Source organism: uncultured Campylobacter sp., from assembly GCF_938015785.1.
Lineage (GTDB): Bacteria > Campylobacterota > Campylobacteria > Campylobacterales > Campylobacteraceae > Campylobacter_B.
Genome location: NZ_CALLWC010000005.1, coordinates 23,730 through 33,465, shown reverse-complemented (window position 1 = coordinate 33,465; position 9,736 = coordinate 23,730). Strand labels below are relative to the sequence as shown.

At 47.9% G+C, this 9,736-nt stretch carries 12 protein-coding genes; 6 read left to right on the top strand and 6 right to left on the bottom strand.

Annotated elements, in window-relative coordinates; genetic code table 11:
• From Q0393_RS00305 to pyrB, 6 genes are all read right to left on the bottom strand, one after another.
• Positions 1 to 241: hypothetical protein (locus Q0393_RS00305; RefSeq protein WP_298977041.1), on the bottom strand; the 241-nt coding region annotated here is incomplete at its 3' end.
• 3 nt (positions 242 to 244) lie between these two features.
• On the bottom strand, positions 245 to 1,012 hold the full coding sequence (pyrF, locus tag Q0393_RS00300) for an orotidine-5'-phosphate decarboxylase (RefSeq protein ID WP_298977039.1): 768 nt from the start codon (positions 1,010 to 1,012) through the stop codon (positions 245 to 247).
• Positions 1,013 to 1,080: 68 nt separating this feature from the next.
• Entirely contained in the window at positions 1,081 to 2,055 is a 975-nt protein-coding gene (locus tag Q0393_RS00295; RefSeq protein ID WP_298977038.1) for a dihydroorotate dehydrogenase, read from the bottom strand.
• Between the two features lie 15 nt (positions 2,056 to 2,070).
• Positions 2,071 to 2,910: a dihydroorotate dehydrogenase electron transfer subunit gene (locus Q0393_RS00290; protein WP_298977037.1), complete on the bottom strand. Its 840-nt coding sequence runs from the start codon at positions 2,908 to 2,910 to the stop codon at positions 2,071 to 2,073.
• A 12-nt stretch (positions 2,911 to 2,922) separates the two neighbouring features.
• Complete coding sequence (locus Q0393_RS00285; protein ID WP_298977036.1) at positions 2,923 to 3,381, bottom strand: aspartate carbamoyltransferase regulatory subunit; 459 nt, start codon at positions 3,379 to 3,381, stop codon at positions 2,923 to 2,925.
• A gap of 65 nt (positions 3,382 to 3,446) precedes the next feature.
• Positions 3,447 to 4,367, bottom strand: a complete 921-nt coding sequence (gene pyrB, locus Q0393_RS00280; RefSeq protein ID WP_298977034.1) for an aspartate carbamoyltransferase — start codon at positions 4,365 to 4,367, stop codon at positions 3,447 to 3,449.
• A gap of 328 nt (positions 4,368 to 4,695) precedes the next feature.
• Here pyrB and Q0393_RS00275 point away from each other — a divergent pair, with 328 nt between their 5' ends.
• From Q0393_RS00275 to Q0393_RS00250, 6 genes are all read left to right on the top strand, one after another.
• Complete coding sequence (locus Q0393_RS00275; RefSeq protein ID WP_298977032.1) at positions 4,696 to 5,451, top strand: head GIN domain-containing protein; 756 nt, start codon at positions 4,696 to 4,698, stop codon at positions 5,449 to 5,451.
• 46 nt (positions 5,452 to 5,497) lie between these two features.
• Complete coding sequence (locus Q0393_RS00270; RefSeq protein WP_298977031.1) at positions 5,498 to 5,851, top strand: nitrous oxide-stimulated promoter family protein; 354 nt, start codon at positions 5,498 to 5,500, stop codon at positions 5,849 to 5,851.
• Positions 5,848 to 6,348 (top strand): isoprenylcysteine carboxylmethyltransferase family protein, encoded by a 501-nt coding sequence (locus Q0393_RS00265; RefSeq protein ID WP_298977030.1) that lies wholly within the window; start codon positions 5,848 to 5,850, stop codon positions 6,346 to 6,348. Before Q0393_RS00270 ends, Q0393_RS00265 begins: the two co-directional genes overlap by 4 nt.
• A 160-nt stretch (positions 6,349 to 6,508) precedes the next feature.
• Positions 6,509 to 8,368, top strand: a complete 1,860-nt coding sequence (locus Q0393_RS00260) for an ABC transporter ATP-binding protein (protein ID WP_298977028.1) — start codon at positions 6,509 to 6,511, stop codon at positions 8,366 to 8,368.
• Positions 8,369 to 8,826: 458 nt separating this feature from the next.
• Positions 8,827 to 9,033: a hypothetical protein gene (locus Q0393_RS00255; protein WP_298977026.1), complete on the top strand. Its 207-nt coding sequence runs from the start codon at positions 8,827 to 8,829 to the stop codon at positions 9,031 to 9,033.
• Positions 9,034 to 9,231: 198 nt separating this feature from the next.
• Positions 9,232 to 9,720 carry a chemotaxis protein gene (locus Q0393_RS00250; RefSeq protein ID WP_298977025.1) on the top strand — a complete coding sequence of 163 codons (489 nt, stop codon included), beginning with the start codon at positions 9,232 to 9,234 and terminating at the stop codon, positions 9,718 to 9,720.
• Positions 9,721 to 9,736 lie beyond the last annotated feature (16 nt).

The following is a 9,736-nucleotide window of genomic DNA, read 5'->3' as shown; positions in this document are numbered from 1 at the left end:
TGTATGTTCTCATAAGGTGGTTGCAGTCGGCTTTAATACCCTTTGTTACGACGCAGAGCGTCGGGGTATTAAACCCTCCGCACGAATCAATTTCCTGCGAATCCTGTACGGCATCCACCTCTTTTGGATAATTCTGATCGGACATGCTCTGTTTGATGATGATATCTTCTATTATATCGCCGTTGATTACAAGGTCGATGATTTCGTTGCGGACGGTTTTCCCGTTTTTGAGTATGAGCACCGTTTAGTCCTCCGTTGCCTTTCTAATTTCCTCCAAAACCGCGTGCACCGCCTGAACGGGATCGGGATGCTGGGTAATCGGGCGGCCGACCACCAAATAATCGGCTCCGTTTTTTACCGCTTCGTAGGCAGTCATCACCCGCGCCTGATCTTCTTTGCGGTTTTGAGCATACGAGCCGCTTTGGGTAAAGGCTGGGCGGACTCCCGGACATACGGTAATAAAATTCTTGCCGAAACGCTGTTTAATAGCGCCAGCTTCTTGAGCGGAACAGACAATACCCTGTAAACCGGCATTGCTGACAGCGGCCGCCATCGCTTCGACGGTTGTTTCGACATCGACGGCAGCTCCGTAGAATTGCTGTAAGTCTTGTGCGTTTAAATTAGTTAAGACCGTTACGCCGATGCAAATGCTCTGAGAGCCTTTTTCTTTGAGCATCTCGGCGACTGCCCGCATGGTTTTTTCGCTGTTGGAGCAATGTACGTTGAACATGAATACATTTTGCTCCGCCGCAAAAAGGCAGGCCTGTACAACCGTGTTGGTAATATCGTGGAACTTTAAATCCAAAAACACCTTTTTGTTTTTTCCGTGCAAGTAATCGACAATGGCTCCCTTCGTCCGTAAGAAAATTTCGAGCCCTGCCTTATACACCGTAACACTATCGCCGAGCTGCTCCACGAGGGCGGCTGCTTGGTCGAGTGTGTCATAGTCCAACGCAACAATCAATTTTTCGCGGACAGCGCTACTGACGGTTCCGCATTGTGTCTTTTCCATATTGTAAAACTCCTCCGGGATGAGGGTATCTCAAAGCTGTTTGCTTTCGAGACTCCCCTACTCTCCTCTTATTGAACGGTATTGCGAACAGTACTGCGATGTTTGAGTTTGCTGCGGTATGCAGCTCCTCCGTCGGGATGGCTGCGGCCAACCAAATCCGTAACGGCAGTTTGATGCCTTTCACAATACCGTTCAAGACCGTCAAGTATTTCTACCGCAGCGCAAGGATTATTAAAAAGACCGCAGCCGACCGCAACTGCCGAAGCGCCTGCAAGTATAAATTCGATTGCGTCCTCCGCAGTCCGTATACCGCCCATCCCGACGATCGGCAGCGACGTAACCTGCGACACCTGATAGACCATCCTGACCGCGATAGGTTTTACCGCCGGACCGGACAGTCCGCCGAAAATATTGCCAAGCAGAGGCTTTTGCGTATTGATGTCGATTGCCATACCGGAAACCGTGTTAATCAGCGACAAGGCATCCGCTCCTTGAGCCTCCGCGATGCGGGCAAACACCGTAATGTCGGTAACGTTCGGCGACAGCTTCACGATGAGCGGTTTCCGACTTGCCGCCCGTACCAGCGAGACCACCCGCTCCGTTTGCGCCGGATCGGTACCGAAAGCCATCCCCCCGTGCTTTACATTCGGGCAGGAAATATTGAGCTCTACGGCTGCGACTTCCGCGATATCGTTCAGCCGGGCGGCAAGTTCCGCATATTCTTCTGCAGTTTTGCCGTTAATATTAATAATCAGCGGAATGTGCAGCTGCGGAAGAATTTCCGGCAATACCCGCCGCACAAACTCATCATAACCGACATTTTCCAAGCCGACGCAGTTGAGCATACCGGACGGCGTTTCTGCAATCCGCACACCTGCATTACCGTCCCGCGGCTCAAGCGTTAACCCCTTCAGTACCGCCGCACCGAGTATATTCGGATCAAAGAAATCCGCATAGTCGGTACCGTAGCCGAAGCAGCCGCTCGCCGTCATCAACGGGTTCGCTAAATGTAAACCTAAAAAATCCAATGTAAGTTTGCTCATATCATTCTCTCATTTTTACGGCAATTCGTGCGGGAATAAAAGCGAATCAAAAACAGGGCCGTCAGCGCATACTTTTTTAACCCCCGCAGCCGTTTGAATGGAACATCCCATACAGGCGCGCACACCGCACGCCATCCTGCGCTCAAGGGAAAGCTGACAGGGTAACTGCGCCGACTGCGAAAAAGCACGTATTTTATTCAGCATTGCAGTTGGCCCGCAGGCATAGATCATCGCGATGTCCGCAGCCGAACTCCCGCTGCCGCGGTGTTTTTCAATATACGCTGAAAGTACGTCCGGTACAAACCCGTGAATACCGAGGCTGCCGTCATCGGTACAAAGGATGAGTTCAACATCCGCAGGCAGGGCAAAAAAATCGATAAGTTCTTGAATATGCCGGTCGCGTCCTCCTGCAAAAAAAATAATGCGCGCTTCCTGCTGCCTGCTGCGAATCGCCCGTATCAGTTGAGGCAGCGGCGCAAGTCCTATGCCGCCTCCCGCGATAATATGGCAAGAGCCGGCGGAAGGAACCATAAAGCCGTTCCCCAAGGGACCTTGAATAGCAAGGGTTTCACCGGCACGGTACTGCGTTAATTCTTGTGTGCCGGCACCTATGGGGCGATATACAAAGCTCAAAGTACCCTGTTTCTCATCAAATGAATGCAGACTGATGGGACGGGGTAAAATATGAGATTTATCGTGCAAACTGATCATGTAAAACTGTCCCGCACAGGGTAGCTCGGAGCCTTCCATCTTCCGCGGCAATCGGACGGTGAGACAGTAACAATCGACTCCCGCATATTCATGGGAAACAATTTCGGTTTTTTCAAAATGCTTTTTTCCGCACCGGTGTTCCATACCGCTTCTCCGCTAATTTAAATTAAGCTTAATGTCAGCGATCGGAATAACCCGTTCACAGTAAAAACACTTGTAGCAGTCCTGTCCATGCGAATGCACCTTTATAAACCGCGATGGTACCGCTTCATTATTTGAAATACATTTAAAATTTTCGCAGTGTATAAACGCTTCAATTTCATCTGGCAATTCAAGCGGTATTTTCTGTACAACCTTACTGTCTTTAATAATGTTCACCGTCGCATGGGGCGCCAACAGCGAAATTTTTGCCAGCTCCGATTTGGTCAATGTTTTATCGGCAATCTTAATCAGGCCTTTTTTATTGTGCGCCTTGCTATGCAAATTAAAACCGACGGTTACCATATCGGTATACTCTTTTAATTTCAGCATTTTGACGATCGCAAAGGTACGCTCCGGCGGTATATGGTCAATCACTATTCCGTTTTCCAATGCAGTTATCTGTAATTCCATCATTCAACTCCTTCTTGTAGTTCCGTTATTCGCACGGACAGTTTAATACCTCATTGCTTCTTGAGCTTTTATTGTTCTAGAGAGAGCATCATCATTGCTTGTCTAATCGGGATGCCGTTCCGCGCTTGCTCAAAATAACGCGCATATTTTGTAGTGTCCAAATCCACATCGATTTCATTCACACGCGGTAGCGGATGCAGGATAATCATATCGTCTTTGCACTTACCTTCTATGTTGCCTCTATTGATGATATAAATGCCCTTCACCTTTTCGTATTCCTCCGGATCGGGGAAGCGTTCGCGCTGAATGCGGGTCATATAAAATACATCCAGTTTATCCAAACAGCCGGTAAAGTTTTCTTCTATATAATAAGTCACTCCTGCATCATCCAAATCGTCAAGCAGATATTGCGGCATAGCAAGGTTTGACGGAGAAACAAAGTAGATAACCGGATGAAAATGCTTAAGGGCTTTAGCCAACGAATGGACGGTACGCCCGTATTTTAAATCGCCGGTAAAAGCAATGTGGAGATTTTCCAAAGTGCCTTTTTCTTTCATAATGGTATACAAATCGAGAAGCGTTTGGCTCGGGTGCTGGTTTGATCCATCACCGCCGTTTAACACCGGCTTATGCGAAACGGAAGCAGCAAGGCGCGCCGCTCCGTCCATCGGATGGCGAATAACAATGATGTCCGAATAGGATTCCACCATGCGTATGGTGTCCGAAAAGGATTCTCCTTTTTTAACCGATGAATGTTCCGTATCGAAATAGAGGATATTTGCGCCGAGCCGCATCGCAGCAGATTCGAATGACAGTTTTGTTCGCGTGCTCGGTTCATAAAACATAGTTGCAACAATCTTGCCGTGCATCAGCGAAAGTTTTTCCTCATCGGACATTTTTTCTATTGCTTCCGCCTTTTTCAAAATGAGCAGAATTTCTTCTGCGGTGAAATCATTCATTGAAATGATATCCTTCTTCCCGTTTATCATAGAACCTCCTCAAGCAAAAAAAAAGGATACTGTCTTCATTTAGAAAACAGTATCCTTATTTGTTACGGTAATAATGCTTACCGGCAGTTGAAAGGGTGAACCCCTGCGGATTATACCCCCGAATGGTACACAAGGATTATACTGGTGCTGCCGTAAGCGCTTTGTCATTATTGCCTCTTTCAATTTAAATTGCAGGTTTATAACATAAAAAAGAAGGATATGTCAAGTATTGAATTTCCTTCGGATGACAGCCTTGGATGATACATTGACATATTTACAGCCTTAAAGTATGCTAAAAACCACAAATTTTATCAATTGGGGGGTTGTGATGAACAGGACAAAAAACAATATAACCAGTATCGTATACATTACCGTTATCGTATTGCTTTTGTTTGCCACCGGCGGCTGCCCGGGGTCGCTCATCCCTATTCGCGGGAACGGGAACATAACACAACAGAACTTTCCACTGAATAATTTTGAGACCGTTTCCGTCAGCGGCGACTGGACTGTCGAGATAGCACAGAGCGGAACATCTTCCGTTACCGTAGATGCCGATAGAAATCTTTTTGACTATTTAGATATACGAGTCGATGGTAATCATAACCTCCATATCGGCTTCAAAAAAGGGTACGCTATAAGCAACGCCCACTGCAAAGCTTCAATTAAGATGCCGATTTTAAGGCGGTTAACAACTTCCGATTCGATTACCGGGGAGATTAACTCATTTAATAATATGTCAGGAAAAGCAATGTCGATTGCTATTTCAGGGTCAGGTGATATTACCGCAAACGGCATTAAGGTAAAAGAGTTAGCCTTGGAAATATCCGGTTCGGGTGATTTTAAAGCGACAGGGGAAGCTCAAACGTTTACGGGCAGTATTTCCGGTTCGGGTAATATAAACGCTACCCGTATGGAAGCCGAATATGCCGATATTTCCATTTCCGGCTCAGGCTCTGCAGAAGTATGGTTTACAGACTCTTTAAAAGCTCATATCAGCGGGAGTGGCAGTGTTCTTTATAAAGGCAACCCCGCCAAGGTTATCCCAGATATCAGTGGCACCGGCAGCGTAGCCCCTCTTCCGTAGAATACGCCCGCGTCCGCTATTCTGAAGCATTGCCGGTATACATACCATGACCGTAGAAGATGAAGTACGTTTAGTTGATTCGATGATCGACTTGTATGCGGCAGCGCACCACTCTCATTCTTCGCAGGTCGATGCAGAGAATATTGATGCAGCGGTGCCGGACACAGAGGCATTAAAAGCATATACGCACAAACGGATTGAACAATGCCGGTATCGCAGCGAGAAGCAGAAGAAACCGTTTTGTAACGTTTGCCCCATACATTGCTACAAACCGGAAATGCGCCGGCAAATCCGCGCGGTTATGCGTTACAGCGGCCCGCGTATGTTATTCCGACATCCGCTGTTAAGCTTACAGCATCTGATCGGCACCATCCGCAGCAAAAGGAGTCGTCCACTATGAAAACAAATGAACAAGGACATCTCCCAGTAATGGGTATCGGTCCTGTATGTATTGCAATTATGATTGCGTTCACTGCCGCAGGTATTACCGTGATAAAATTCGATCTACTGACAAGCGGAAACGTGCGTAGTGCAATCATTGCAATCGTTTTTGTCATTGCCGGAATACTGTGTATTGGTGGCGGCATCGCACTGTGGTGCGCTGCAGTATTCGGTGTTCGTATCGACATTACGATAAAAGCAAATCAACTTGCAACCGACGGCGTATATGCCCTTGTACGAAATCCCATTTATTCCGCTTTTTTATTTATCTGTACCGGAGTACTGCTATTTTGCCGAAATTGGTATGTATTGATTTTACCGCCACTCTTTTGGGTATACCTTACCGTGTTTATGAAATTGACGGAAGAACAATGGCTTTCCGAACGTTTCGGCGATGAATACGCAGCGTATTGCAAACGGGTTAATCGCTTTCTTCCATGGAAAAGACGAAAATAATGTTTAATTAAAACGGCTTATATGAAGCACTTAAAGAAGCGGTTGTTGTCTACAAGTATCTTTGTTAGATATTGTTGACAATCTATTCCTGTTTGCATATATTTTCTATACTAAATAGCTGACGACACCGTCGATTATTTGATATGGAGGTCTATGCTCTATGAATGATACAAAAAAGCCGCAGGGAAAAAGCGCTGCAAAGAAGCGGCAATCCCCGGCAAATGCTACAGAGGAAAATCCGGCACGGGGAGAAAAGACACCGCAGCAGCAGGAACGAAATCCGGCAAAACAGCAAGCCATTAAACGGCTATTAAGCTATGCGGGCAGCAGCAAGAAATTTTTATCGCTGTCGCTGGTGCTTTCCGCTTTAAGCGCACTCGTCAGTTTTGTGCCGTACATTATGGTGTTCTTTGTAATGCGCGATGTGATTTCCGCAGTTGCGGCAAAAGAAGCGGTGAATGCAGCAGCTCTTACACGCTACGGGCTGTGGGCGGTCGGTGCTGCGGCGGCGGGCTTTGTGCTGTATTACGCGGCGCTCATGCTTTCACACGCGACGGCATTTACCATTCAGCAAAACCTTTCGATACGGATGGCGGAAACACTGGCAGACCTGCCCATAGGCTGGCATATTACGCATGTCAGCGGCAAGGTACGCAAGGTGTTTGAAAAAAACATTAATCAACTTGAAACGCTCATTGCTCATAATATGCCTGACACCGCACAAAACATGGTCTCTCCTTTTGCGATACTCGCGCTTACATTGGTATTCGACTGGCGGCTCGGGCTGATTTCTCTTTTACCGCTTGTGCTTGCGTTTGTTCTGCAAGCTGTTTTAATGCGGATTAGCACCAACTCGGGCTTTATGCAAAAGTATGAAGACGCACTTGAGCAGATGAACAACGCGGGTACCGAATATGTACGCGGTATTTCGGTTATCAAAACTTTTAATCAATCTGTTTACTATTTCAAAAACTTTTACACCTCTATTATGCACTATAAAGAATTCGTTCTCCAATATTCGATGTCGTGGGAAAACGGCTATGCGATTTTTTTATCGCTTATCAAACTCGGGTTTGTCTTTTTACTTCCGGCAGCGTTATTGATGGCTGGGACAGCAACGCTTGACCCGCACTTTTTTTACAGCTTTGTGTTTTACCTCGCCTTTGCACCGGTTACCTACACGATGCTGATGAAAGTTATGTATGCAAACACGTTTTATCAGCGCTCAAACGATGCGCTCAACCGTATCGAAGATATTTTGCAAGCACCGCTGACCAAAGAACCGGAAACATCCATACTGCCTGAAAAATATGATATTGCATTTAACGACGTGATATTTTCATATAAGACGGAACCGGCTGCCGCCTCTGCAAAAACCGCACCGGAAACAGACGGAGGAAACACCGGCAGAGCAGCCCCATCTCCTCAGAGCCGAACCGCGATAAACGGCATCACACTCAGCATTCCCGAACATTCGCTCACTGCTCTGGTCGGTCCTTCAGGGGGCGGCAAAACAACCCTGGTAAATTTGCTCGGCCGCTTTTGGGAAGTTGATGCAGGAAGTATCAGCATCGGCGATATTGACATCCGCGATATAAAAACACAAGACCTGCTGCACACTGTCGGCTTTGTGTTCCAAGAGAATAAGCTTTTTAAGGAAAGCATTTTAGAAAATATCCGTTACGGCAAAAAAGATGCAAGCCGCGAAGAGGTAATGGAAGCGCTCCGCAAAGCCGAGTGTATGGACATTATCGAAAAACTCCCCGCCGGTATCGACACGGTGTACGGCACCAAGGGCACATACGTATCCGGCGGAGAGGCGCAACGGCTTAGTTTTGCACGTATTTATTACCACAAGCCGAGCTTTGTTTTCGCAGACGAGATCACGTCCGCACTCGATACTGCCTCGGCGCGCGAGCTGCTACTTGGTCTGCGCGCGGCTCTACCAAGGCTAGGAATGCTAGCGATCGTGCATCAAACGGGGCTTGAGGACATATTCGAGCGGACGATAGAGCTTTAAATTCGGCCGTTGAAATTTCACGCGGCAGGGATTTCGCCTTTAAATTCATATCTTTTTAAATCCAGATTTATTAAAATTACTCATTTATATTAAGCGGCGATAAAATTTAGCCGAGGCACTCGGTGTTCGTATATATGGGCATCGGCACCCGCGCGGCTAGGCGCTCGCGCGCAGTCAGCGGCGGGCAGGCACTACGGCGCGGCGAACGGCTTGGAGGTCGGTAGACGGCGCGCGATCGCGATTTTGCGCGAAATTAAGTCGGTAAAATTTAAACGCAAAATGATCTGCCAAGAAGACGGCGCCTAAATAAAATTTTAAACCGAGCCTCGATCGGTAGCGTAACGGCGTGCTAAATGAACGGGCTACGGCAGCGGTGCGATGCGTGGGCGTCGCGATAAATCGGTAGCGCGTCGAATGGCGTGTAACACATCAGCGGCGCAGATGGCACGCCGCGGCTGATGAGAGACGCGGCGATACGTACCTACTCGGCGCCGTATGACATAACCTTCGCTCAGGTATATCATCATCGTAACGGCACGACGATCAAAACGAACAACGTTGCCGTGGCGGCGGATCGACAGCACAAAGCGGCGCGGCGTGATTGCGGCGACGACAGCATAAAATGCCACAATATGGCAACCGCGATCGACAGGATGTGTATGTAAGTAAAGCACAGTGCAAGTAGCGCAAACGCGCGATACGATGATGGTAACCCGCGGAGCGTATAGACAAGCAGCGGTGCGGGTGGCGCAACAATGTCGAGGCGATACAATAGCGACGACCAACGGGACGTAGCGCCGCCGTAGCGTTCGCGGGCGCTACGGCTAAACCGCTAAATTTTAAAAACGAGATAAGGAGATTTGATGCTTAAGGCGGGGATTGTTTATAAATTTGCGCTCATCGTGCTACTAGGCTGCGCGCTTTGCATTTTGGGCTTTTCGGGCGCCTGCTTTGCGCGCGGCGAATACAACGAGGCGTGGATGAGCCTGCATAAGATCGCGGGATTCGGCCTGCTTTGCGTCGCGATCTTGCATATAATCGCGAGGCGAAAGAAGCTCGTAAAGCTCTGGGACGAGTTTTTGGACGTGGTTTTGAGCCGCAAAAATCCCGGCTTTTGTAATATGGATCGCATCATCGGCGCGATCGAGTCCTATAATATTAGAGAGATTGCTGGTAAAATGGGCTTTAGTGCGGACGAGCTCGCTGGGATTTTGAAATCAAACGGTATCAAGCTCGTAAGCGCAGATCAGAACCTACGCGAGCTTGCGAAGCTCAACGACGAAAAAATTTTCTTCATCTTGGTGCTTTTAATCGAGGCAAAATTCGGCAAAGCGGGCAGCTGCAAGGTCTAAATTTTAAAATTCCGGC